This window comes from Pseudomonas sp. Marseille-Q1929 (genome assembly GCF_017316265.1).
In the GTDB taxonomy this organism is placed as follows: domain Bacteria; phylum Pseudomonadota; class Gammaproteobacteria; order Pseudomonadales; family Pseudomonadaceae; genus Aquipseudomonas.
In genome coordinates this window covers 119,633-144,003 of sequence record NZ_JAFLWU010000009.1, presented here as the reverse complement: position 1 = coordinate 144,003, position 24,371 = coordinate 119,633, and the positions used below count along the sequence as shown (strand labels likewise).

The following is a 24,371-nucleotide window of genomic DNA, read 5'->3' as shown; positions in this document are numbered from 1 at the left end:
TAGTTACCCGCACCCCGAACAACGGAGCGAGCAACTAATAAAATCAAGTTATGGGCTTATAACCAATAACTAAGGGGCTCGTTGCAATATCACTTCAGTACCGGAAAGTGTGCGGCCTGTGTATTCACCGTTCTTCTGCCGATTCAAATGGGTAATGCCCGTGCCGTCGGCATTCATCAGCCAGATGCCGTCTGGCGTCGGCAGCCAGGTCTTGGGGGTGTCCCCCAGCCACTGCTCGGCGCACGCGACATCGCCACGCACGGCATTGGCGGCCAACAGGTCCAGGGCACACACTTGGTCCTGCTGGTGCAGTTGCCAGTGCCCGGCCAATTGGGCGCTGCTGGGTAAAACGAGGCTACTCGCCATAACGGGGGCTCCTGCCGACATGAACATTACCTGCACCACGCAGGCGATAAAGTGGGTAAAACGCTGCATCTTCACGCTCCATCGGGGAAACGCGGCGCCGAAACGCCGCGCTGCTACATCACGCCACGATGTCGCTGACGGCTGCCTGGCCCACGGTGGTGACGAGGAAATCCGCCACGCCGTGCCCAGAGAAGTCTACCGCCAAGGTGCCCAGGTTGGTGCCTGCGGCGTAGGTCAGTACCGCGTCGCCGGCGTGCCCGGTGAACGCATTGACGAACGTGAGGCCTGCGCCTTTGGTGATGCCGCTGAGGTCGATCTTGTCCGAACCGGAGGTGAAGTCAAAGATCTTGTCCGCAGCCCCAGGCTTGGAGTCGGAACTGGCGCCGAACACAAAGGTGTCGTTGCCCGCGCCGCCCCACAGTTGGTCGGCTCCGCCGCCGCCGTAGATGATGTCGTTGCCGGCACCGCCCTTGATCAGGTTGGCCGCGTTGTTGCCGATAATCAGGTCGTTGCCGGCGCCACCGAAGGCATTCTCCACGGTCACGCCCTTGGCGATGGACACGTTGCCCACCAGGCCGCCAACGTCGGAGAACGAGGCTTCATTGAGGTTGATCTTCTGGTTCTGGGTGAAACCAGAGAAGTCCAGGGTGTCGTTACCACCGCCGTCCCATACCGAGAACACCAGCTTGTCGGCATTGGAGGTGGCGCTGAGGAAGTCGCGCCCGGTGTTGGAGTTGAACCCGTAGGTGGTGTCGCCGGCACGGGTGTTGTAGTTCGCGCCGTAGAGCTTCTGGATCGCGGCAATGTCGTCGATCAGCGGCCCGGAAGCGTAGGCTTCGACCCCGCCTTTACTGAAGTTCTGGTTGGTGTTGCTTTCGCTCCAGTAGCTCATGACGCTGTAACCGCGCGTGTCCTGTCCATAGGACGCGTCGTTGTAGGTCGGTGCGCCTTCGCCGGCGTTGTAGTCGCCGGGATGCGCCAGGCCCAGGGTGTGGCCGATTTCGTGGGTCAGGGTCTGCCGGCCATAGTTGTTCAGGTCCGGGGTCTTGTTCGGCGTGTAGCTGCTGTTGGTCAGGTACCACGAGGTGCCGTCGTAGCCTGCGCCGGTGCCGGGCAGGTAGGCAAACGCCGCCGCGCCGTCCTGGCCGCCGCTGTAGTTGCCGAAGGTCATGTGGGCGTCACCGCCGCTGGCCTTCTCGGTGAAGGTGACGTTGGCCACATCCGCCCAGGATTGCATGGCCAGCGCGGCCTGTGCTTTTTGCTGGGCGCTGAACTGGCTGAAGCCCGAGATGCCATGTTTGTTCATGGTGCTGGACGACGCCGAGGTCAGGAAGGTGTAGGTCAGATCGATCTTGCCGTTGCCGTCAACGTCCCGGTAGGCCGCGCCGTCGCGCAGTAGCTGGGTGGCTGCCTGGTCGACGGTGTAGGACGGTTTGCCATTGACCGTGAGGTTGCCGCCACGATCATACAGATGGCTGAAGCTATCGATTTGCGAGTAAGCGGTGCTGGCTTGCGCCGCCGACACGATAGCCTTGTCTTTAACTTTTGACATAAACGTACTTCCTTGTTTGCAAGTGCATCAGTCTTTGATCGATAGGAACCCCGCGGGCGAGATCGTCCTATCACTCGCCTCTTTTGAAGGCGTAAGAAAACTGACACAACTTGAAATCTTTCGTCTACATCTTTCCTGCAGGTAAAACAGGCAAACAATTTGCGCAAATAAGTTGCGCGCCGTATTTGTTGGGCGGACTTGGTTTTGTCCGACAAAAAACAGCACCCCCTTATTTAAATATTAAATAGCGCTAAAGTCGTGCAACTTGTGCGGCATCACTAGTTAATGGATCCAATATATTGGCACGGTGTCATTGGCAACATTAAACAGCCACTACCTGCACTAATAAATGCAGTTGCCCCCTATTACCGGGACATACTCCAACCCGTTTTATGCAGAGCCGCCAATAGCGTTTCGCCGTGCAGGCCTGGCACCAATACGCCGTCATCGGTGCTCATGTCTTCGCCGGCGAGGATCGCGTTGATGATCGCCTCCTCCACCGCTTCTGCCGCCGCGCTGAACAAAGGCGAGATATGGTCGTTGTTGACCATCTGCAACGCACTGCTCAATGGCAGGCCTTTACGCCCGTAATCGGCCGCCGGGAGATCCTGGTTGCCGGTGGCAAAGGCCAGGAACAGGTCGCCGCTGGAGTCCTCGGTGCCGCCGCCCGTGCGGGCGATGCCGATGGACGCACGCTGCGCCAGGCGCGTGCATTGGTGCGGCAACAACGGTGCGTCGGTGGCGATGATCACCACGATGGAGCCCATGCCCGGCGTGCCCCGCTCGGCGAACGGCGAGGCAATGTCCAGGAGCTGGCGGCCTACCGGGTAACCATCGACCCTCAGCTCCTGGCGCTTGCCGTGGTTGGCCTGCACCAGCACGCCGACGGTCCAGCCGCCCTGCTCTGCCGACAAGCACCGCGACGCGGTGCCGATGCCCCCCTTGAACTCATGGCAGATCATCCCGGTGCCGCCGCCCACGGCGCCTTCCTGCACCGGGCCGGATTCGGCGCTGTCCAGCGCTTCGCGCACATGCTCAGGCCCGACATGCTGGCCCCAGATATCGTTGAGCAGGCCATCGTAGGTTTCCATCACCACCGGCATGCACCAATACACCGCCGGGTCTGCCAGGCGCTCGCGCTCCAGGGCGATCAGGGTGTCGCGCACAATGCCGATGCTGTGGGTGTTGGTGATGGCCAGCGGCGTGGTCAGCAACCCCGCTTCGCTGATCCACTCAAGGCCCGTGGCATCGCCGTTGCCATTGAGCACGTGGTACCCGGCAAAGCACGGTTGTTGCCGCGCCTCACCGGCACGTGGCTGCACCACGCTGACCCCGGTGCGCACCTGTTTGCCATTGATGCGGGTCTTGAGCGTGCTGTGGCCGACCCGCACGCCTGGGACGTCGGTGATGGCGTTCAGCGCGCCGGGTGTGCCCAGGCCCAAGGTAATCCCCAATTGCCGTGCTCGCATAACCACTCCTTACAGTTTCTGGTACGCCGGACTCGACCGGCCACTGATGCAATAGAAAATCACCGATACGGCCAGCAAGCCGGCGATGATCATCACGTCGCGCACGGAGGCCGCAGCGACCAGGGTCGCCAGCAGATACCCGGCGCCTACCACCGCCAGCAAGGCCGGCAATGGCCACAGCGGCATGCGATACGGATGCTCGCGATCGCGCAGCCACACCCGGCTCATCAAGGCGCTCAACGCCACCACCAGGTACACCAGCATAATCAGCAATACGGTGAACGAGGTGAGGTCGGCGAGGTTGGAGCTGAAACTGAGCAGCGCCGACGGCACCGCCAGGAACAGCGTCGCCAGCCAGGGCGAATCCCAACGCGGGTGAATGCGCGTAAACAATGTATTGATACGTGGCGTCCACAGGGCATCACGGCCACTGCTGAACACCACGCGGCCGATCTGGATCACGATGGCGACGATGGCATTGAACACCGACAGAAAGATCCCCGCACTGACCAGGCGCGACAGGGTTTCATTGCCATGGCTGGTCAGCAGGTAACCGATGGGGTCCGGGCTGCTGATCATCGCACTCAGCGACGGCGCGCCGATCAACAGCGCAGTGATGGGTACCAGCTCGATCACCACCACCAGCCCCAGCGACCACAACACCGCCTTGTGCACGCCCTTGCCGCCGCACTTCATGTCTTCGGCCAGCAACACCGCCGGGCCGTAGCCATTGAACGAAAACAGGCCGATCCCCACCGCGCCGATCACCAGGGCCCAGGGCGCCAGGTGCAGCACGCCGTTTTCGACGATCTGCGGCTGGAACAGCACGCTGGCCGGCTGCACAGGGTTGCCAAAACCGAGAAACACGATCACCAGCAAGGCCGCGACTTCCAACAGCAGGCACGTGCCGGTGATCCAGGCGTTGAGCTTGATGTTGAGGATGGCCAGGGCGTAACTGCACACCACAATGACCAGGGCGACGGTTTGTGAATCGAATTTTGTGCCCAGCGCATTATTCAGGTACGTCGCCGCCCCGGTGGCCAATACCGGCGGGATGAACAGCAGCATCACCAACACCGTCAAGAACGTTGCATAACCGGCCATGCCGCCAAATACCCGCTTGGCGTACACATATTCGCCGCCCGCGCTGTTGTGGGCGCGGCCCAGTTCGGCGTAGCAAAAGGCGAACATCAGCGCGAGCAACGCAGCCATCACAAACGCCAGGAACACGCCGCTGCCGGCCTGCTGGATGGCAAACGGCGCGATGACAAACACAGAACTGGCGGGCGTGACGGCGGAGACGGTGATGGCCACCACATCGAACACACTCAGCGTGGGTTTAAGCACGCCGTCTGGCGTGGGAGAAGCACTCATATCGTTATCCTCTGCTGTTGTTTTTGGTGTGAGGCAGAAACGAAAAATGAAGCCGTGTCGGGATATGTTTCCCGTTGAATGCAGACGACGTTATCCCCTGGGCCGTTGTCAGCCAATTCCCCTATTGGAGTACTCCCCTTGACGTCGCGCGGCAAAAGCCGAAACCTTGGCCGATCTTTTTGCCATGGGAGCCTGCGCTATGAGCCTGTTTGGGGAAGTCGGCCTGCACGCAGGCCTGGGCCGCACGGTCACGCACATCGGCACCGAGCGCTTCTGGAAACAGTTGGTACTGTTGCTGCAGCAATGCCTGCCATTCGATAACGCCCTGGCGATCTTCTACCCCACCGATGGCGCGCCCCTGGCGCTGGAGGAATACGACGCACAACCCACCAGCAAACCCGCGTCGATGCTGGTGTACCTCAATGGTTTGTACTTGATCGACCCGTTTTTCCAGGCCTGCCGCGAGGGTTTCAGCAGCGGTGTATACCGCCTGGAAGAAGTGGCGCCGGACCATTTTCGCCAGAGTGAATACTTCCTCAACTACTTCCACGACAACGTGTTGGAGGATGAGGTGCAGTTCATCCTGCAAGTGCAAGGGGCCGGGACCTTGTCATTGTCCCTGGGCATGCAGCGGCGGTTCAGCGCTGAAGAGACGGGGCTGCTGACCCTGGTGGCCGCCTGGGTGTTGCCGCTGATGCAGCAGCATTGGCAACAAAGCACCCAGCGCGCACCGGCCATGGACAGCCAGATCCGCGATGCGTTGAGCCACTTCGGTAGCGGCGTGCTCTCGGAGCGTGAGCTGGAAATCGCCCGCCTGGTGCTGCGCGGGTTCTCGTCCAAGGCCATGGCCGAACGCCTGAATATCTCGCCGGACACGGTGAAGGTGCACCGGCGACATCTGTACGCGAAGCTGGATATCTCGTCACAGCCGGAGCTGTTTTCGTTGTTTATCCAGTCGTTGGGGCATGATCTGGAACACCCATGATCACGGTATCGAAGCCACCCACCGCCAGAGCCAGTGGCACCCTGTCGGTGGATGGCAGCCTTCACAAGGCTTGAGGCGATACTTTGTAAGTCGCATCAATTTCTACACTTCCCGCGACAAAATGCATTTCTCCCGAAACCTCCTGCGTATTGGGGTTATTTGTGACGGTGATGAACCCTGACTCTGCAAGGTGGAGCTTGTCGCCAGGTGTAAGAATTACCGCATGGCCAAACGGTTGCTCCCCCACACGGTAGGTGCCGTCGGGTGGGGTTGCCCTCAAAATTCTCACGAGAACCCCCGTTGCATCAGCAGGGTCTTGCGGTAACGAATGGTATTGCTCACCGGTTATTTCGAACTGTGGGGAGCCCCGATAAACCACGACGTCCGCAGAAAAGGGCGTGCTCACATTGCCCTCTTTCACTTCGCCCTGTATTTCGTTGGCGCCTTCCTTACCCTGCGCCGCGTCCAGGTGCGTCCACTGTTGATTTGCCATCTTGGATTCCTCTTGGTTTGTTTGAGCGCTGCGCTTGTATTGAATCAGCACGCACCGCAAAAAAAACCTGTCAGAAATGACACCTTACATATGCAGTTTTTTATCGCCAAATCATCTATAGGTAATTCAGCCCACCTAACGACGGCACTCTACCGATCAATGGGAGTTATAGAAGTTTATGTGCTCAGGCAGCAACTTTACGTTATCGACGCGAACAGAAAATAGTGGCCCCTCATGTGTCACCTTCATATTCAATGTACTCACGCCAAACCCATGATGGGTAATTTGTACATCTCCCACATTTTTGGGTAGTTCATTCTGAATATGAATGGCCGTTATGCCGTTCTCTTGCAGCACTTCGGACAGATCGATTTCGTCCTGTTTCGGGTTAAAGTTGAAGATCGTGTCAGGCTCATTGCTCAGAGAATCGCTGGCCTTTTCATACTTGAATGTATTGGCGCCTTTGGCACCCACCACGTGGTCACCCCCACCGCCACCAATCAGCACCGAGTCCTGGCCAGGCTTGGCTTCGAGGCGTTCGCGGTTGTCGGTACCCCGCAACACAGGGAGGCTGTTTTCAGGGTATGTCCAGCTACCGCCGCTCTGAAGAAATTGTACTGAAGACATATTGATAACCTCTCGAAATATATTTGCTTGATAGGAGACATGTGAAGTACCGAGAAACTTCTCACGGCAAGAATATCGCGATCAACCCGGGATTTTTAACATCCTATTTCGAAAATATCCGCACTGTTTCCGCGACACAAAGCCAAACACCATTCTTCAAGCCAGGCCAGCACGCCAATATCGGCAGATGACTACTCTGCGTCATAAATTGCAGTACCTTATTCAAGGCGCTGTTGCTGGTCACTTCCTGTAAATCAGCAACATTTTGCCAAAACAGCACATGGACAGGGCTGTATAGCGTTATTAACGCCCCATACGAATAGTGTTCCACACCCGCGTCCGAATCCTATCGATATTCAACGGCATCGCTTCCAACGCAAACAACTTGCCCATCATTTCTTCGCTCGGGTAGATCTTGGTATCCGCCTTGATCTCCGGCTCCACCAGGCTGTCAGCCGCGCTGTTGCCGTTGGCGTAATGCACCGAGTTGGTGATGTCGGCCATTACCTTGGGCTCCAACAGGTAGTTCATGAACGCATAACCGGCCTTTTCATCCGGGGCGTCGGCAGGCATGGCCACCATGTCAAACCAGATGGCGGCGCCTTCCTTGGGGATCTGGTAGCCGATCTTCACGCCGTTCTTGGCTTCCTTGGCGCGGCTTTCGGCCTGCAGCACGTCGCCGGAGAAACCGACGGCCACGCAGATGTCGCCATTGGCCAGGTCTCCGGTGTATTTCGAGGAATGAAAGTACGCCACATAGGGCCGCACTTTCATCAGCAACGCTTCGGCTTTTTTGTAGTCCTCGGGGTTCTTGCTGTGGGGCGGCAAGCCGAGGTAGTTGAGGGCAATCGGCAGCAATTCCGGGCCGTTGTCGAGGATGGCCACGCCACATTTGCTGAGTTTCTCCATGTACTCGGGCTTGAAGATCAGGTCCCAGGAGTCCACCGGGGCGTTATCCCCCAACACGGCCTTGACCTTGTCGATGTTGTAGCCGATGCCAGTGCTGCCCCATAGGTACGGGAAACCGTGGGCATTGCCCGGGTCGTTGTTTTCCAAGGCCTTGAGCAGCACCGGGTTGAGGTTTTTCCAGTTGGGCAACTGGCTCTTGTCGAGTTTTTTCAAGGCGCCGCCCTGGATCTGCCGTGCCATGAAGTGGTTGGACGGAAACACCACGTCATACCCGGAGTTACCCGTCATCAGCTTGCCGTCGAGGGTTTCGTTGCTGTCATACACGTCGTAGCTGAAACCGATTCCGGTCTGCTTCTGGAAGTTCTTGGTGGTGTCCGGCGCGATGTAGCTGGACCAGTTGTAGATCTTCACCGTCTCGGCGGCCTGGCTGATAGAGGCCACCAACATCAAGGGCAACAGGGTAATGGCTTTCATGGTTCGATTTCCTGGCGGTTTTAGGGCTGTTTTTATGGCAGGCGATCAAGGATCAAAGCGTTACAGAATCAATACGTAGGTCTTGCGCACGGTGTCCTGGATATCCCAGATACCCGTGCTATTGGCTGGCAACATCAATGCATCGCCGGCTTCTATATGGACGACGTCACCGTTGTCCGGGGTGAAGGTGCAGCGGCCCTGGATGAAATGGCAAAACTCCTGGGATTTGATCTGGCGCCGCCAGCGACCGGGGGTGCATTCCCAGATGCCGGTTTCGACGCCGTCGCTGCGTTCAACGCTCAGCGTCGAGGCCACCGCGATGGGTTCGCCCAGGGGCACGGCCACCGGCGACGAGTCCGGCAGGTGGGCGTTCAGCGTGTCTTTGAATTGAGTGATGCTCATGGGGTTTCCCGTGTGAGTGGAACGGTTTAGTGCATGAAACCTTCCATGAAACCGGCCACGCCGGTCGCCAACTTGCGGCGCCAAGGGGCGGTGTTGGGGTTGGCCAGCACCTGGTCTTCATGGACAAAACTGCGAATGATCGCGTTGTAACCCAGCCAGCGGCACGGCTCGGGCTCCCAGGCCTTGAGCGCATCCAGCCCGCGCTCGCGGATCACCCAGGGTTGCTGGACCAGCGGCGTGACGTGGCCGAGGATCAAGTCGGCCAGGGTGCGCCCGCCCAGGTTGGTGGCGCCGACGCCCTCCCCGCCGTAACCACCGGACAGCGCGATGCCGGTCTTGTTGTCGCAGAGCATGTGCGGTCGGAAATTGCGCGACATGCCGAGGTTGCCGCCCCAAGAATGGGTAATCCGCACGTTCTTCAGTTGTGGGAAAAGCTCGCCGAACAGGTAGCGACGCAGCTCCACTTCGTTGTCCGTCAAGTCGAAGTCGTGGCGCAGTTTGCCGGCGAACTGGTAACCGCCACGGGCGCCGAACACCAGGCGATTGTCCGCCGTACGCTGGCCGTAGGTGACCTGGCGGCTGCTTTCGCCAAACGCCTGGCCGTGGTTCAGGCCGATTTCGTCCCAGGTGCTGGCGGGCAGCGGCTCGGTGGCGACGATCAGGCTTTGCACCGGCAGTTGATAACGCCCCAGGGGCGGCAAGGTGTTGGCGTAACCCTCGATCGCTGGCACCACCCAGGCGGCGCGGATGCTGGCCTTGGCGGTGCGCACGCTGCCGGATTGCCAGTGGGTGACCGCGCTGTTCTCGTAGATCGGCACGCCCATGTTTTCAACCACCTGCGCCAGGCCGCGCACCAGCTTGGCCGGGTTGATGGTTGCAACGTGGGGCGCATAGATACCGCCATAAGGCTTGGCGATGCGGATCTGTTCGGCGAGCTGCTGCGGGCTGAGCCAGCGATAGTCGGATTCGGTGAGACCCTGGGCGTAGAGTTTGTCCAGGTAGCGGCGCAGGCTGCCTTCCTGCTCGGGGTAACGCGCGGCGCAGTACAGGGCGCCGCCTTTGCGGTAATCGCAGTCGATGCCTTCGCGGGCCAGGACCTGGGCGACTTCATCGGGAATAGCGTGCAACAGGTCAAAGGACGCGCGCCGTGCTGCGGGTGCCAGGCCCGCCAGCAAACGGTCTTCGCCCAGCAGGTTACCCATCAGCCAGCCGCCATTGCGGCCCGACGCGCCGAAGCCGGCGGTTTGTGCTTCGACAATCGCGATATTCAGCTCAGGTGCCTGGCGCTTCAGGTAGTAAGCGGTCCACAACCCGGTGTAACCGGCGCCGATGATGACCACATTGACGTCCAGGTCGTGCTCCAGGGACGGCCGCGCCACCAGCGGGTCGTCCAGCTGGTCCATCCATAAACTGATATTGCGCCATGCTGGCATGCCCGCTTCCCCTACCTCGTTTCGATAGGGCTGATCCTAGAGCGCGGTGTTACGGCATGTCTTGCGCGCGTGCACGCAGGGAAATTTGTTTGACATAGGCCTTGGGTGACTGGCCAGTGTGCTGACGGAATGCACTGTAGAACGCCGACAGCGAATTGAAACCGGCGGCGAACGCGAGGTCATCGACCTTGATGGGCGGCGTGGAGGTCTCCAATGCCGCGAGCAAATGCTGGAGCCGCGCCTGGTTGACGTAGCGGTAGAAACTTTGCCCCAGCACCTGGTTGAGCAAGTAGGAAATCTGATTACGGCTGTAGCCGCATTCCTTGGACACCCGCTGTAAATCCAACTCGGGGTCCAGATAGGGTTGTTTGCGCTCGAAGTACTGCTGCAAGTCATTGGCCATATGCCCCAGTTGCTGGGGCGACAAACCCAGGCGGCTGACCGTGGGGCGCAGCGCCTGGGCAGGCTGTTCGTGCACCAGGGACGCGTATTCGTTGACCCGCCAGATCAGCCCGTCGCGCACGGTAATGGCTTCGCTGGTGCGAAATGACACCAGGCCCTGGCCACCGCGCAGGGTGATGCGGTACTGGATAAAGGCCGTGTCGCCATCGGCGCGGATGCGGTCCGTGTGTTCAATGGCCTCATCCACCGCCCGTGGCATGCTGGCTTGCAGGTATTCGCGCAACTCGGTGTAACGGATGACACGGTTCTGGAAGAAATCGTGGTACTGGATGTCCGGATGGTAGTAGGACATCACCCCATCAAGGTCGCGATGCCGCCAGCATAAGTGATGGCGTAGCACCAACTCGCGAGTGGCTCGGGTCTGCGAAGCGTCATCGTCTGCGGCGATGTTTGGCATGGGCGGCTCTGCGGCGGGTAAACCCTGGAGATTGCCGACTTTTGCGGGTGTCGACAATGATCAATTGGCGTTTTTGACTAATGGCATATTGCCCAATCACAAGTAGGACATGACCTACGTCAAACTTCAGGAAAACAACTGCCGAACGGCGCGCAAAAAGTCACCTGCCATTTACGAACGAATGCTATTTTTAAACTCTTCGACGCCACGACCAGTGAAGGTCCTGGCCCCTGCCGCGAGCAAAAGGAAGCGCTCAATGAACAAGGTAGGCAACATGAACAAAGTGACATTCCCCAACGCCTGCCAACTGATGCGCTGGCATTTCCATCCAATCGGCTTCGAGGGCAGCATGGACGCGCCCGGCAGCATGGTCGCCCGCCTGTTCGACCGCGCCAGCGGCGAGACGCTGATCGCCATCGCCGGCATTCCCTGTGCCACGGTGATGAATGCCGCCGATGTGGAGCGGATCATCGAGGCCGTGGAGGATGAGCTGGAGTCGTTTGTGCCGCCGCAGTCCCTGCGGGCCTGACGCCGGCAAGCACTGATTATTAATGTGGGAGCGGGCTTGTGTGGGAGCGGGCTTGCTCGCGAATGCGGTGGTTCAGTAACAAATTTAGTGACTGACACTCCGCTTTCGCGAGCAAGCCCGCTCCCACAGGGGAACTGCGTTGACAGGTTAACTGCGCTGATCGTCAAAAAACGCCTTCTTGCCGTCCACCCGCTCCGACGCCTTGGGCACATTCCCCGCCTGCCCTTCAGACTTTTCCACATACCAATAGCAATGGCTCACGGCGCGGGTAATCCCCACATACGCCAGGCGCAGCACCTCGTCCTTTTGCGCAGTGTCATACGGTTCGCTGTCACCGTCCTTGCCCAGCCCTACCATGCGGCAGACCTGGTTCTTGTAGGGGGAGCTGGTGACATGCTGGCAATCCCCTAGCAGAAACACCGCATCGGCCTGTAGGCCCTTGGCGCTGTGATAGGTCAGTTGCTTGAGCCGGCGCGCGTGAGGCGGCAAGCTAGAATCCACATTAACTACAGACTGAATATGCTCTTGAATCAATAGCTTATCGCTACTTTTTCGATACAGCATTAATACGGTTTCGCCGCGTTGGTAGTGTTCCAGCAACTGCCGCCCCAGAGCCACTTCGTCGCGCTCCAGTACTTGGACCGGCACCAATGCCTTGGGCGCTCCGCTGGCCTTGGCCTTTTTACCGGGGATCGCCGGCGCGGCGCGCACGATATGCTCCGCCGCGTCGATGATGTGCTGGTGGCTGCGGTAGTTCTCGCCAAGCATCACGCGGGTGGTCGCAGGCGACGGGAATTCCTTGTTGAACTCCATGAAGTACTTCGGCGAGCTGCCGCGCCAGCCGTAGATCGACTGCCAGTCATCGCCCACGCACAACAGCGAAGAACGCTGGGCGCCCCGCCCGACGTGCATGGCCGGGCCGCGACTGCGGATCTCCCGCAGGCTGGCGCGAATCCACGAGACGATCTGTGGCGACACATCCTGGAATTCGTCGATCATCAGGTGGGACAAGGGCCGCAGCAGCGGATCGCTGAGCAGCTTGAGGTTTTCCGGGGTGTTCTCGCCGAACAGCGAGAACATGCGGTTGTAGGTCATGATCGGCGGCGACTGGTCGAGCAGATGATCTTCCAGGGCTTTCCAGAAAATGCTCAGGGCCTCGAAGAAAAACCGGTCCGGGTCGTCCTTGGCAAAGCTCATTTGGCCGACCGCCGTGGGCACATCCAGCCCGAGGTTCTCGATAAACCCGGCAGACACCACAAAGCAGTCCAGCAGCGGCGCCGAAGCCAGCTCGCCCTTGACCTTGTAATCAAAGCCCGGCCCGGCGCTGGCGTCGCCGGCAAGGCTGCTTAAAAGGCGCTTGGACGATTCATAATTATCAATCCATATCAATGGCTTGCGACAGAAAGCTTGAAACAGGGTGCGCTTGACCGCCCACTCCGCACGTACCGACAACTTTGCATTGGGCCGGCTGATCTGGGGGTTTTCACGGGAATCGAAACCCAGCACCACCCAGGCATCCAACTCGGGGATATAGCCATGGCAATGGAACTGCGCGCCATTGATTTCCACGGTCTGCCGGTTGGGCTCGATGCCCTTGATCGGCCAGGCCCCGGCGCGAAACCACAGGTCTTCGACGAGGTCGCAGAGCTCTTCGTCGCGCTTGGCCGCCAGTTCGGTCACCGCTACGCGTTTTTGCACGTCAGGATGGTCGCGTTCCAGCTCCTTGAGCTGCAAGCCATGCCGGGCCAGCGGCGCGATCAGCTCACGAAACCGTGGGTGCTGGCCGTGCAGCCGGTGATAGCAGGCGTTCATTTGCTGGCGCTGGGCGTCGTTGATGCGCAGGTCAAACGGGTTGCTGTCCGCTTCCTCAACGCCTGTGCTGAGGTTCTCGAACGCTTGCAGGCGTTCAAAGCCCGGCAGGCTGCGCACCATCGGCAGGATGCGCGAGTGAAAGGTGCGCACCACCGCCTGGGCCTCTTTGATGCCAAGGGGTCGGCCCCACAGACTAAGAATCTCCATGAGCTTATGGATGAAGTCTTTGCGAGACTCCCGGGTGAAGGTCACCACGGTCATCGAACTCAGCTCAAAGCCCAGGTAATGGGTGAGCAGCAGGATACGCAGCACCAGCGAGGTGGATTTGCCCGCCCCCGCGCCGGCAATTACCGAGGTGGACGGTGTATCGCTGAAAATCATCTTCCATTGCGCCGCGCTCGGCTGGGCATGGGCCGGCAGCAGCCGCGCGACATCAGCCTTCATGCGTTTTTTCAATTCGGCGGTCAACGGCAGGCGCCAATCATCGAACAGGCTGTCGTCAACGCCGGGAGCACGGTGCTCATCGGGGCGAAAGTCACGAATCAGCAGGACTTGCCGGCCTTCCTCGATGCCATCGGCCTTGCCTTCGCGGTAGCCATACTCGACACCTGCCTCGTGCCCACTGCGAAAACCATCTGCCTGCCCATGCAACCAGGAAAACCGGTGCTGGGCGCGCAAACGCGTCAACCCATGGCCAAACAGGCGCGCGGCGAGGCGCTTGAACAGGGGCATGTCTGCCAGTGGGCGCAGTTCTGGGGGGAAATCAGGGGTGTGTTGCGGCACGCGGACTCCAGCGATGAGGTTGGTTTTGGCGAATGCACCATGGTCGCCGGAATCGCGCTGCAGTTCCAGCCAATTGCTTTGCCGTCATGCAGTTAGGCGATGAAGTGAAAGTCAAAACCCCAGCAATAGATCTGCTAAATCGATAGGAATCAGGCATTTTTTACGCTTTTTATCGATCATGCGCTGCTGGATCATAGGCGCCATCCACAGGAGACGATCATGCTAGAACTTCGACCTTTCAACACGCTGGGCGGCGCCCACCATGGCTGGCTTGACGCCCATCACCACTTTTCATTTGCCGAATACCATGACCCCCAGCGCATGCACTGGGGCAACCTGCGGGTGTGGAACGACGACATCATCGCGCCCGGCACGGGTTTCCCGCAGCATCCACACCGCGACATGGAAATCATCACTTATGTGCGCGAAGGCGCCATCAGCCATGCCGACAACCTTGGCAACAAAGGCCGTACCGAAGCGGGTGATGTGCAGGTGATGAGCGCGGGCACCGGGATTGCCCATAGCGAATACAACCTGGAGGCTACGCCGACCAAGATCTTCCAGATCTGGATTATCCCGAATGAAGCCGGGCTGCCGCCGTCGTGGGGCGCCAAGCCGTTTCCGAAAGAGGGTCGCGATGGTTTTGTGACTTTGGCCAGCGGCAAGGCCGGTGACAATGAAAGCCTGCGCATTCGTGCGGATGCGCGCTTGGTGGCGGCCAATCTGAAGGCTGGGGAAAGCGCGGAGTACCGACTCGATAGCGGACGCCGTGCGTATATGGTGCCGGCAACCGGTGCGATTGAAATCAATGGCTTGCGGGCACAAGCTCGGGATGGTGTTGCGATTGAGGATGAGCCGGTGTTGCGGGTGACGGCGATTGAGGACAGTGAGATTGTGTTGGTCGATCTGGCTTGATACCTGACTGCACTGCATAAAAATGTGGGATCAATGTGGGAGCGGGCTTGCCCGCGATAGCAATATGTCAGCCACTGATTTCTTGACTGATCCATCGCCATCGCGGGCAAGCCCGCTCCCACATTGAAATATGATTGTCCCCACACTTAGGGGCTGTGGTGTTACTGGGAGATAGCGCCGTCCACCAACACCTGGGCCTCTTCCACCAACTGCTTGAGGTGATCTTCGCCAATAAAGCTCTCGGCGTAGATCTTGTAGATGTCCTCGGTGCCCGATGGCCGCGCCGCGAACCAGCCGTTTTCCGTCATGACTTTCAAACCGCCAATCGCCTGGTTGTTGCCCGGCGCGTGGCTGAGGATTTGCTGGATGCTTTCCCCGGCCAGTTGCGTGGACGTAACCTGCTCCGGTGACAGCTTGCCCAGCAGGGCTTTCTGCGCCGGGGTGGCCTTGGCGTCGACGCGGATGGCGAAGGGCTCGCCCAGGGCGTCGGTCAGGCCACGGTAGATCTGGCTTGGATCCTGGCCTTTGCGCGAGGTCATTTCTGCGGCCAACAGGGCCGGGATCAGGCCGTCCTTGTCGGTGCTCCAGACGCTGCCGTCTTTACGCAGGAACGAGGCCCCCGCACTTTCTTCACCGCCAAAACCCAGCGAACCTTCAAACAGGCCATCGGCGAACCACTTGAAGCCTACCGGTACTTCGTACAGGCGACGGCCAATGCGCGCGGCCACACGATCGATCAAACCGCTGCTGACCACGGTCTTGCCCACGGCCGCGTCGACGCGCCAGTCGGGACGGTTCTGGAACAGGTAGTCGATGGACACCGCCAAGTAGTTGTTCGGCGCCAACAGGCCGCCGGACGGTGTGACGATGCCATGGCGGTCGTGGTCCGGGTCGCAGGCGAAGGCTACGTCGAAACGCTCCTTGAGGCCGATCAACCCTTGCATGGCGTAGCTGGACGATGGGTCCATGCGGATCTGGCCGTCCCAGTCCACGCTCATGAAGCGGAACGTGGAATCCACTTCGGTGTTCACCACGTCCAGGTTCAAGCGGTAGTGCTCGGCAATCGCCGACCAGTAGCGCACCCCTGCTCCGCCCAACGGATCCACGCCCAGGCGCAGGTCGGCGCTACGGATGGCGTCCATGTCGATCACATTGATCAGGTCGGCGACGTAGCTATTGAGGTAGTCATGGCGATGGGTGGTATCGGCCTTGAGCGCCTGGGCGTGGGTGATGCGCTTGACCCCAGCCAGCTGGTTGGCCAGCAGTTCGTTGGCCTTGGCTTCGATCCACTTGGTCACATGGGTATCGGCCGGGCCGCCGTTCGGCGGGTTGTACTTGTAGCCACCACTTTGCGGCGGGTTGTGGGACGGCGTAATGACAATGCCGTCAGCCAGGCCACTGGTACGGCCGCGGTTGTAGCAGATGATGGCGTGTGAAATCGCCGGCGTCGGCGTGTACTCATCGCCTTCGGCCAGCATCACGTGGACGCCGTTGGCGGCGAGCACTTCCAGCGCGCTGGCACCGGCCGGCGTCGATAGCGCGTGGGTGTCGAGGCCAACGAACAACGGGCCGTTGATGCCCTGTGCTTCACGGTACAGGCAAATGGCCTGGCTGATAGCGAGCACGTGCCATTCGTTGAAGCTCAGCTCGAAGGAGCTGCCACGGTGCCCGGAAGTGCCAAAAGCGACACGTTGAGTGGAGATCGCTGCATCAGGCTGGCCGGTGTAATAGGCCGTGACCAGTCGCGGGATATCCACCAGCAACTGGGCTGGCGCCGGCTTGCCCGCAAAAGGACTGATTGTCATGCATAAACCTCAGAAAGAAGGATTCGGAAAAATGGCAGTTTACTGGGTGTTGGACTACTGCGCGATGGTATCTATCCCACAGCAGGATTAGAAATTTCACACTGCCATCAGCTCAGTTGACCTGCGACTGAAGCAATGCATCGGCCAATGCGTCCAAGGCCACATCCAGGTTGGGGTGCCCGTTGAAGGCGTGGCTCACCCGCACATGCTGCTGATGCAGGCCGCCAAGGCTGAATAACTCACCCGGCGCAATCACCACCTGCTGGGCCACCATGCGCTGAAACACTTGGCGCATGTCCACCAGGGCTACCGATTGCAACCAAACGCCCGCGCCGGCGGTCGGCATCCGATAGCTCACACGCCCTTCAAGGCGCGCATCCAGGCGCTGGCTCATGGCTTCAGCTTGTTCCTGAAGACGCTGGCGCAACGTGCGCAGGTGTTGGTCGAAACGCCCGCTCTGGTAAAGCCGCGCAATGGCGCGCTGGCGAATCGATGACAGACGGAACGAGCGCAGCAAGAATTGACGTTGCAGTTCGCTGCTCAAGTGGCGGGACAGCACATAGCCAAAGGGCGCTTCGGCGCCGAGGGTCTTTTCGAACGAGGAAAACACGATCAGCCGCTCCGGATTTACCAGGTTGCGCAGCGCCGGCAAACGGGGGCCGAAGACCAGCTCGCCAAAGGTGTCGTTCTCCAGCAGCCAGCAGCCGTGCTGGTCAAGCAGATGCGCCACCTGCAAGCGCTCCGGCATTGATAGCGCCGCCCCGGACGGCAAGCTGACCACCGACGACAGCAATACGACGTGCACCGGTTCGTCGCGCAGGAGTCGCTCGAATGTCATCAGGTCCAGACGACCATCGGCCTGCCAGGGCAATTCGACCACGCGCACGCCGGCGGCCTGCAACAAGCGCAGGATCAACCAGTCGCAGGGCGACTCGACAAGCAACGTGGTGCCCTTGAGGCCCAACACATCGATCAGGATTTCCAGTACGCCCTGCAGATCGGCGCCGACATACACCTCATCGGCCTGCCAGCAACGCGAGGGCGATGAGGTATAGCGTGCCGCCAACGCCGCCCGCAACTCCCAGACGCCGCAGGGTTGCGACCAGGGTTGCAGGTGACGCGGGTAACGGCGTACCAGTTGGCGTTCCAACATCAGCAGCGTGCCATCCAGCGTCGCCAGCAACGCCGGCTCATCGCCACTGAGCACGACCATTCTGGGACGACGCGCCGCTGCGTAGAGCCGTTCCAGCAGATCGCCCGTCGATGCCAGCAGCGGGTTGCCGGCCACAGGCCAGGCAAAATACCCGGACTTGGCCACTGAATAGACCCGACCTTCCTTCTCCAGCAACGAATACGCGTACTGGATCGTAGAGATGGACACACTCAAGCGCGTCGACAGCTGGCGCAGGGACGGCAGCCTGACGGGGGTTTCAAGGCTGATTTCGTTGATCAGGTTGATCATGTAGCGGTACACCGCCTGATAGGCAAAGTCCGCCTGCCGCTCACCCCGCAAGTTCATTGCCACACGCCCGCGCGGCGTATTCCAAGCATGCCCTAGCGCCCGGACAACTGAAACGTGCGCGCTTCGGCGCTGCCCAGTGCACGCAGGCTACGTCGGTTGCGTGCACCGGCACTGTGATCGATCGACAACAGCCGCTTGCGATACAGGTGCTGAAGCAACGGCAGTGGCAGCCCACTGGTGTCGGTCACCCACTGTTGCAACATCTCCGCCGCCGACTTGCCTTGCAACACCTTGTGCAGCTCCGGCAGGGCGACCAGCATGCCCGGGTGGCATTGGCGCAGGTAGCCTTCCAGTCGCTCGCCGTGGTGAATAAAGGGTGAGTAAAGCAGGCACGTCAGTTGCCCCTCCTCCAGGCCAAAAAACTCCTGAGCGTAGGTAGCCGACAATATTCGCCCATCCCGACTGCTCGCCCCGGCAATCAGGTGCTCGGGGATTTTTCGATGACACATGTAGTCCTGTGCCTGGCGGATAAACCCTTCCACACCATCCTCGTAGGAAAGTTCGCGCAGGCACTGAGCCTGCAACCCGGACAGATGGGCCATCAGCAACGGATTGGGAAAGTCTGGGTGGCTGAAATGGAAGCCAAGGGGATCTGGCTTGCGGGCCAGAAACTCGTTAAGCAGCGGGGTCGAACCAGGGTCCACCTCGCCGAGCAGGTCGGCAATGCCAATGTAGGCCAGGTGCCGGTGGCCCCCGCGCCCTGGGCTTTCATTAGCCACGTACTGCTCGCCATAGAGGTCGCGATAACAACCCACGCTCCACTCTTCCATGCGTGCAAACAGCCCATTGAGCGAAATCGGTTTTCCTGGGGGCATGGTCACGCCAGCCTTCAAGGCGTTCTTTTTCAGCCATGCCAGGTACTGACCCTGCTTGCGCGGTGAATCACCACTGACCAGCGCATGGACCCCGCCATTCCAAGTGGTAATGCGCTGGTAGAAATCGCCGAGGGACAGGTAGGTGTCATTGCACAGCGTTGCGCGAACATCCCCGGACGTGAGGTGCCCGACCATCAACATGGCCCGCTGGCTGACTTCACGCCCGGCGCTCGACGGGGGCCGCTGGTGATTGAAGGGCTGGACCTCCTGGTTTTCCACCATCAGCAGTTCCACCCGCGGGTCGTCATGGAAAAACAACGCGCTGTACCCCTGCTGCAGCGTATCGAGCGTGGCCTGCGTCATGCCTACGTGACGCAGCGTCGCGACCCGTAGCTGGAAAGTCTTGGGGGCCCGAGCGGCAATCGACAATTGCGCCGCACGCAGCAGCGCCAGTGTGTAGCTGCTGACGTCACCGCCACCATGGGCGACCAATACCTTGTAGCCCCCCACTTGCTCCATTCCGCCCGCCGCCACCACAATCCGCTGAATCAATAATTGAAGTGCAGTACGTTCGACGCGCGAAAAGTGCCCAATCAGACGCTGCAGAACTTGTTGGTAAACATAGTTCATGGCTTGTTCGTGAATTACGCTCATAGCTTTACTACCCAAGTTGAAATATCAGTTTCAAGCAATTGCTTAATTGGCACTTGCTCGACCCATTACATCTGTAGGCTTGACGTTTATTGCTCGGCACTTCGACTAATAAACACTAGCACCTTGCAACAAAAGCATTGCGGGCGAGCATCCATTCACTTAGCCGCCAGGCTGCTACAGAAAGGCTGAAGCGCCGGGCTGGGCTTGAGATCTCAGCGAACCTAGGAATACTCCGACAACTTCCTACACCTTTTTAACCGGGAAATTAAAGACGCGTCCGACGTATATTAATCAACCGCAATGGCGAACCCCTTGTAGGGGTATCCCTTTCAATAACAGGCATTCGGGCACACAGAGTAGCGACCCGGTTAGTACGAGCAGCGCGAAGCGCAAATGTCAGATAGTCAATCATTGCTCAATCCTTGAGATGACAGTGAGAGCACAATTATCGGCAGTCGAATAATGATTAACAGATACAGAAATTCGCCTGAAACCAGCGCAGATGAAAAGCAGCCAAGACTTTGTTTTCGCCCACACAACGACGCCGCACTGAAATTCAGTGCGGCGTCAGGGACAAAGGTATTGTTTGCGGGGTTTGAGACCGGAGCGGCGGCTCAACCCGGGAACGGGTTAAGCCCTGTCAAATGGCGTATTTGCCCCATCCATTCGGATGCAAGCGCATTCATTTGCGAATACTCCTACAGCTCAAACAGCTTCAACCTGCAACGCAACACGCTCACGACATGGGCATTCGTCCATGTAGCGGTGCGCTTCGACAAACTGGCTGAACGCAAATACCGTGGTTTTCAGCGGTACCAGCACGCGGTCCGCGGTGAGCTGGTTGATATCACGCAAAGCGCGCTGCAAGGCCACGTGGTCCTGGGTGATGCCCAATTCCGGCTTACCGGTGAAGTTGCCGATGCAGTGCACAAAGAATTGAATGTTCTTCTGGAACGCTGCACACGCCGGGAATGGCGTCTGGTTGCCGCCCTGCAAGCCATACAGCACCAGGCTGCCACGCGGGGCCAGCACATCGCCGAGCAACGACATCTGCGGGCCGCCCAAACCATCGAACACCACGTCCACGCCACGGTTGTCGGTGAATTTGTTGACCTGCATGAGCAGGTCCTGCTCTTCGGTGACGATGACTTTTTCCGCGCCCAGGGACAGTAAATACTCGCGTTCTGCACTGTCCTTGGTGGCGGCAATCACCCGCACACCCAGGGCTTTGCCCAGTTGCACAAAGGACGGGCCAGCACAGTGGCTCGCGTCCGTCACCAGGGCAAACTGGCCGGGTTTGACCCGCGCCAGGTCCACATACGCAAAATAGGCGATCAACAACGGGGTGTAATGCACACTGGCTTCAATCGGGCTCAAGACGTCCGGGTAACGGGTCAGGGCCGAACGGGGCAAGACGATCAGCTCGCCATACACCGGGTAATCATTAGGGCTCTCGGCCGGAAAACTGGCGACTTTATCGCCCACTGCCAGGTCATCCACACCTTCGCCCAGGGCCACAACCACCCCGGCCATCTCATGGCCAAGGCCGGAAGGCAGGCGCGCATGGGAAGACGCCAGGTTCTGGCGCCACAGAATGTCGTACCAACTGATGCCGATCGCTTCGACACGCACCTGCACTTCGCCCGGTGCGGGCTGCGCGGCTACATGCTCTTCGCACTTGAGCACCTCGGCCGGACCAAACTTGTGAAAACGGATCGTGCGGGACATCGCAAACCTCGTCAAAGTAACCTCTAATGCCATGAACTCTATCTGGGCTTTCCCGGTAAGACCACAGGTCACCATTAATAGTCGACATGCCTGTCATTGATTCCGCTCCCGAGGAAAAGACCCCGGCTAACGTAGGAAAACTCAATTAGCCGGTGCAGAGTACCAGCCTTTCCCCGTAAGATTCATGCCGGTCATGCTTTTCTAATCGAATCCAAGGGGTTCTTTCATGGCCGCTCTCGTCAAGCTCGCTGACTCATCCAGGACACAAGATGAACCGTAACGACCTGCGTCGTGTCGACCTTAACCTCTTGATCGTATTCGAAACCTTGATGCATGAGCGCAGCGTGACCCGCGCCGCCGAGAAACTGTTCCTCGGCCAGCCGGCGATCAGCGCCGCACTGTCGCGCCTGCGCGGGTTGTTCGATGACCCACTGTTCGTACGCACCGGCCGCAGCATGGAACCGTCCGCTCGCGCCGTGGAAATCTTCGCCCTGCTCTCCCCGGCCCTGGACTCGATTTCCACCGCCGTCAGCCGTGCCGCCGACTTCGACCCGGCCACCAGCACTGCGGTATTCCGTATCGGCTTATCCGACGACGTTGAATTCGCCCTGCTGCCCCAACTGCTCAAACGCCTGCGTGCCGAAGCCCCTGGCATCGTGCTGGTGGTGCGCCGCGTCAACTACATCCTGATGCCCGGCCTACTGGCCTCTGGCGAAATCTCCATTGGCGTCAGCTACACCGCCGACCTGCCGGCCAACGCCAAGCGCAAGCTACTGCGCCGCAGCGTACCGAAACTGCTGCGCGCCGACAGCGTACCGGGCAGCCTGAGCCTCGACGACTTCTGCGCCCGCCCCCATGCACTGGTGTCATTTGCCGGAGACTTGAGCGGGTTTATCGACGAAGAACTGGAAAAACTCGACCGCAAACGCCACGTGGTACTGGCCGTACCGCAGTTCAACGGCCTCGGCACGTTGCTCGCGGGTACCGATATCGTTGCCATCGTGCCCGACTATGCCGCCGAAGCCCTGACGGCTGCGGGCGGCTTGCGCGCGGAAGAACCGCCGTTGCCGGTGCGCTCGTTTGAATTGCATATGGCGTGGCGTGGGTCGCAGGATAATGACCCGGGGGAGCGGTGGTTAAGGTCACGGATTCAGATGTTTTTTGGGGACCCTGAGAGTCTTTAGGCCTCGGCGGGCTGGCTTTTAATCTGATCATTTTGCTTTTCTACAAACCATGGAGTTCCATTCATTTCCAGTGGATCTCGACATAGGAAATGTGCCACAGCCATGAGTAAACTAGTACATCACAAAAATATGGCACTCACCTGTTCCCTAGATGACTATGAGAATGGCTTGGTATCAGAGCAACACCATTTCCATAATTGCTTGATCTACATGTTGCAACGCGGGACTTACGATCCGAGTATCACCTTGGCGACTGCTTGCTACATGCGCGACGATGTAGTGCTTGGCACTTGGCATAGCCGCATCACAAGAGTCACCTCGCGCGTCCACGCTAATAGCCCTGACTCGCCGAACAATCTAGTTAAAGCGTTTGGAACTTATGACGCCAGCATGTTAGACAATCGTGACTCATACAGGGAACTGCTGGATCTCGCCGGCCCAGGCATGACGAAACAGTTGTTGCTTTATGCCCATGACGCCTCTGCGCTCAATGCTTACAGAGCTAACGGACAGCTTTACAAAAAACTTGTAAGTGAACAGTCCCTCCACGGCCTGATCGTCAACGATGAAGAGTTCTACACTTACATCTCTTTGAAGTTGATATTAGACGCCAACGTCGTCGGCGAGCCTATTTCCGAACTTCATGCCACGTTGTTCACCATGGGAAATGATGTAGCAGGAACACTAGGCTTGGATTTCCACTTTAACCATGCATCCTCCCCTCTGGCGCTACCCATTAATGTCATTATTGGCGCAAATGGAGTGGGCAAAACACGAGCACTGCAGGCCGTAGGCAAAGAGATGCAGAATAAACACAAGATAAAATCCGACACAAAACAGCCTCAAAAAGGAGATCACGGCAATCCGATTGTCGTGTTTTCCCATGAGGTACGGAGTTGGGCGCGGTTGCCACAACGCATATTCAAACACGTGCCATTGGGAATTACACAAGTTGATTGGGCAAAGCTACCAGCGATTACTCAAGAAATCTCCATACTTCCCGAAGGAAACTTTTCGCTCGCCACCCTCAACAAAATACTCGGAAAAGTCGTTAATACGAGCAACCTCTACGTGACGCGCATGGGATCAAAAAATCCCACGCACTCACTGGATGAGCTTGCGCATGATCCTGCGAAATGCGCACATATAGATCTGAGTGTGGACTATAAGTTTATCGACGAACTTGGACTTGAGCACCATCTAAGCTCCGGCCAGAGAGCCTTGATCTGCTTCTGCTTCAACTTGGTATTACATTGCCGTCCGCGCTCTGTGCTGTTGATCGATGAGCCAGAAAACCATTTGCACCCACATTTCATCTCGCTATTGATGCAAACATTGCACTCGGTGTTGGTCGCTACTGAGTCTGTAGCCATCGTAGCGACGCACTCCCCGTTTGTGGTCAGAGAGGTAGATAAGTCTGGTGTTGTGATCTTGCAGGCCGACCACCAAAATCTACCGTCTCTTTTCAGACCGGGCATGCAGACTCTGGGCGGGGATGTGTCATTGATTTCCGATTACGTATTCGAAGATCTGAATGTGCGTAAGGGGTATCAGGAATCGATCGATCAGGCCCTGCTAGCCGGTCGCTCAGATCCTGTTACACGCGATAGGATCTTGAAGCAGTTTGCCACACTGGGCTCAGATGCTGCAGCTTATGTGCGGTCACTGGAGCGTTAACAAA

At 58.9% G+C, this 24,371-nt stretch carries 20 protein-coding genes; 5 read left to right on the top strand and 15 right to left on the bottom strand.

The window, feature by feature from the left end:
* Positions 1 to 69: 69 nt before the first annotated feature.
* From J1G37_RS13115 to J1G37_RS13100, 4 genes are all read right to left on the bottom strand, one after another.
* Positions 70 to 435, bottom strand: a complete 366-nt coding sequence (locus tag J1G37_RS13115) for an AprI/Inh family metalloprotease inhibitor (RefSeq protein WP_207042233.1) — start codon at positions 433 to 435, stop codon at positions 70 to 72.
* Positions 436 to 484: 49 nt separating this feature from the next.
* A complete protein-coding gene (locus tag J1G37_RS13110; RefSeq protein WP_207042232.1) occupies positions 485 to 1,918 on the bottom strand; it encodes a serralysin family metalloprotease in 1,434 nt (477 codons plus the stop codon).
* 365 nt (positions 1,919 to 2,283) lie between these two features.
* Positions 2,284 to 3,387, bottom strand: a complete 1,104-nt coding sequence (locus J1G37_RS13105) for a P1 family peptidase (RefSeq protein WP_207042231.1) — start codon at positions 3,385 to 3,387, stop codon at positions 2,284 to 2,286.
* Between the two features lie 9 nt (positions 3,388 to 3,396).
* Entirely contained in the window at positions 3,397 to 4,761 is a 1,365-nt protein-coding gene (locus tag J1G37_RS13100) for an APC family permease (RefSeq protein ID WP_207042229.1), read from the bottom strand.
* A 199-nt stretch (positions 4,762 to 4,960) separates the two neighbouring features.
* Here J1G37_RS13100 and J1G37_RS13095 point away from each other — a divergent pair, with 199 nt between their 5' ends.
* Positions 4,961 to 5,746, top strand: a complete 786-nt coding sequence (locus J1G37_RS13095; RefSeq protein ID WP_207042227.1) for a helix-turn-helix transcriptional regulator — start codon at positions 4,961 to 4,963, stop codon at positions 5,744 to 5,746.
* Positions 5,747 to 5,807: 61 nt separating this feature from the next.
* Here J1G37_RS13095 and J1G37_RS13090 read toward each other — a convergent pair whose 3' ends face one another.
* From J1G37_RS13090 to J1G37_RS13065, 6 genes are all read right to left on the bottom strand, one after another.
* Positions 5,808 to 6,239 carry a hypothetical protein gene (locus tag J1G37_RS13090; protein WP_207042225.1) on the bottom strand — a complete coding sequence of 144 codons (432 nt, stop codon included), beginning with the start codon at positions 6,237 to 6,239 and terminating at the stop codon, positions 5,808 to 5,810.
* 156 nt (positions 6,240 to 6,395) lie between these two features.
* Positions 6,396 to 6,866 (bottom strand): M10 family metallopeptidase C-terminal domain-containing protein, encoded by a 471-nt coding sequence (locus J1G37_RS13085; RefSeq protein ID WP_207042223.1) that lies wholly within the window; start codon positions 6,864 to 6,866, stop codon positions 6,396 to 6,398.
* A 303-nt stretch (positions 6,867 to 7,169) separates the two neighbouring features.
* Positions 7,170 to 8,249: a polyamine ABC transporter substrate-binding protein gene (locus tag J1G37_RS13080; RefSeq protein ID WP_207042221.1), complete on the bottom strand. Its 1,080-nt coding sequence runs from the start codon at positions 8,247 to 8,249 to the stop codon at positions 7,170 to 7,172.
* Between the two features lie 60 nt (positions 8,250 to 8,309).
* Positions 8,310 to 8,651 (bottom strand): cupin domain-containing protein, encoded by a 342-nt coding sequence (locus J1G37_RS13075; protein ID WP_124524810.1) that lies wholly within the window; start codon positions 8,649 to 8,651, stop codon positions 8,310 to 8,312.
* 26 nt (positions 8,652 to 8,677) lie between these two features.
* Positions 8,678 to 10,084 (bottom strand): FAD-dependent oxidoreductase, encoded by a 1,407-nt coding sequence (locus J1G37_RS13070; RefSeq protein ID WP_207042219.1) that lies wholly within the window; start codon positions 10,082 to 10,084, stop codon positions 8,678 to 8,680.
* Between the two features lie 49 nt (positions 10,085 to 10,133).
* Positions 10,134 to 10,943 (bottom strand): helix-turn-helix domain-containing protein, encoded by an 810-nt coding sequence (locus J1G37_RS13065; RefSeq protein WP_207042217.1) that lies wholly within the window; start codon positions 10,941 to 10,943, stop codon positions 10,134 to 10,136.
* 256 nt (positions 10,944 to 11,199) lie between these two features.
* Between J1G37_RS13065 and J1G37_RS13060 the strand changes: the two genes are divergently transcribed.
* Positions 11,200 to 11,472 carry a DUF1652 domain-containing protein gene (locus J1G37_RS13060; RefSeq protein ID WP_017739291.1) on the top strand — a complete coding sequence of 91 codons (273 nt, stop codon included), beginning with the start codon at positions 11,200 to 11,202 and terminating at the stop codon, positions 11,470 to 11,472.
* A gap of 147 nt (positions 11,473 to 11,619) precedes the next feature.
* On the opposite strand, the gene J1G37_RS13055 is transcribed toward J1G37_RS13060, so the two are convergent.
* A complete protein-coding gene (locus J1G37_RS13055) occupies positions 11,620 to 14,067 on the bottom strand; it encodes a UvrD-helicase domain-containing protein (protein WP_207042214.1) in 2,448 nt (815 codons plus the stop codon).
* Between the two features lie 219 nt (positions 14,068 to 14,286).
* Here J1G37_RS13055 and J1G37_RS13050 point away from each other — a divergent pair, with 219 nt between their 5' ends.
* On the top strand, positions 14,287 to 14,982 hold the full coding sequence (locus J1G37_RS13050; protein WP_207042212.1) for a pirin family protein: 696 nt from the start codon (positions 14,287 to 14,289) through the stop codon (positions 14,980 to 14,982).
* Between the two features lie 161 nt (positions 14,983 to 15,143).
* Here the strand turns inward: J1G37_RS13050 and pgm are convergent, their stop codons facing one another.
* The 4 genes from pgm to J1G37_RS13030 form a co-directional block, all read right to left on the bottom strand.
* Positions 15,144 to 16,787, bottom strand: a complete 1,644-nt coding sequence (gene pgm / locus J1G37_RS13045; RefSeq protein ID WP_207042211.1) for a phosphoglucomutase (alpha-D-glucose-1,6-bisphosphate-dependent) — start codon at positions 16,785 to 16,787, stop codon at positions 15,144 to 15,146.
* 112 nt (positions 16,788 to 16,899) lie between these two features.
* Positions 16,900 to 18,306: a PLP-dependent aminotransferase family protein gene (locus J1G37_RS13040; protein ID WP_207042210.1), complete on the bottom strand. Its 1,407-nt coding sequence runs from the start codon at positions 18,304 to 18,306 to the stop codon at positions 16,900 to 16,902.
* A gap of 35 nt (positions 18,307 to 18,341) precedes the next feature.
* Positions 18,342 to 19,778: a hypothetical protein gene (locus J1G37_RS13035; protein WP_207042209.1), complete on the bottom strand. Its 1,437-nt coding sequence runs from the start codon at positions 19,776 to 19,778 to the stop codon at positions 18,342 to 18,344.
* A gap of 705 nt (positions 19,779 to 20,483) precedes the next feature.
* Positions 20,484 to 21,506 carry a zinc-dependent alcohol dehydrogenase family protein gene (locus tag J1G37_RS13030; protein ID WP_207042208.1) on the bottom strand — a complete coding sequence of 341 codons (1,023 nt, stop codon included), beginning with the start codon at positions 21,504 to 21,506 and terminating at the stop codon, positions 20,484 to 20,486.
* Between the two features lie 269 nt (positions 21,507 to 21,775).
* Here J1G37_RS13030 and J1G37_RS13025 point away from each other — a divergent pair, with 269 nt between their 5' ends.
* Positions 21,776 to 22,690: a LysR family transcriptional regulator gene (locus J1G37_RS13025; protein WP_124524445.1), complete on the top strand. Its 915-nt coding sequence runs from the start codon at positions 21,776 to 21,778 to the stop codon at positions 22,688 to 22,690.
* A 102-nt stretch (positions 22,691 to 22,792) separates the two neighbouring features.
* Positions 22,793 to 24,367 carry an AAA family ATPase gene (locus tag J1G37_RS13020; RefSeq protein ID WP_207042207.1) on the top strand — a complete coding sequence of 525 codons (1,575 nt, stop codon included), beginning with the start codon at positions 22,793 to 22,795 and terminating at the stop codon, positions 24,365 to 24,367.
* Positions 24,368 to 24,371 lie beyond the last annotated feature (4 nt).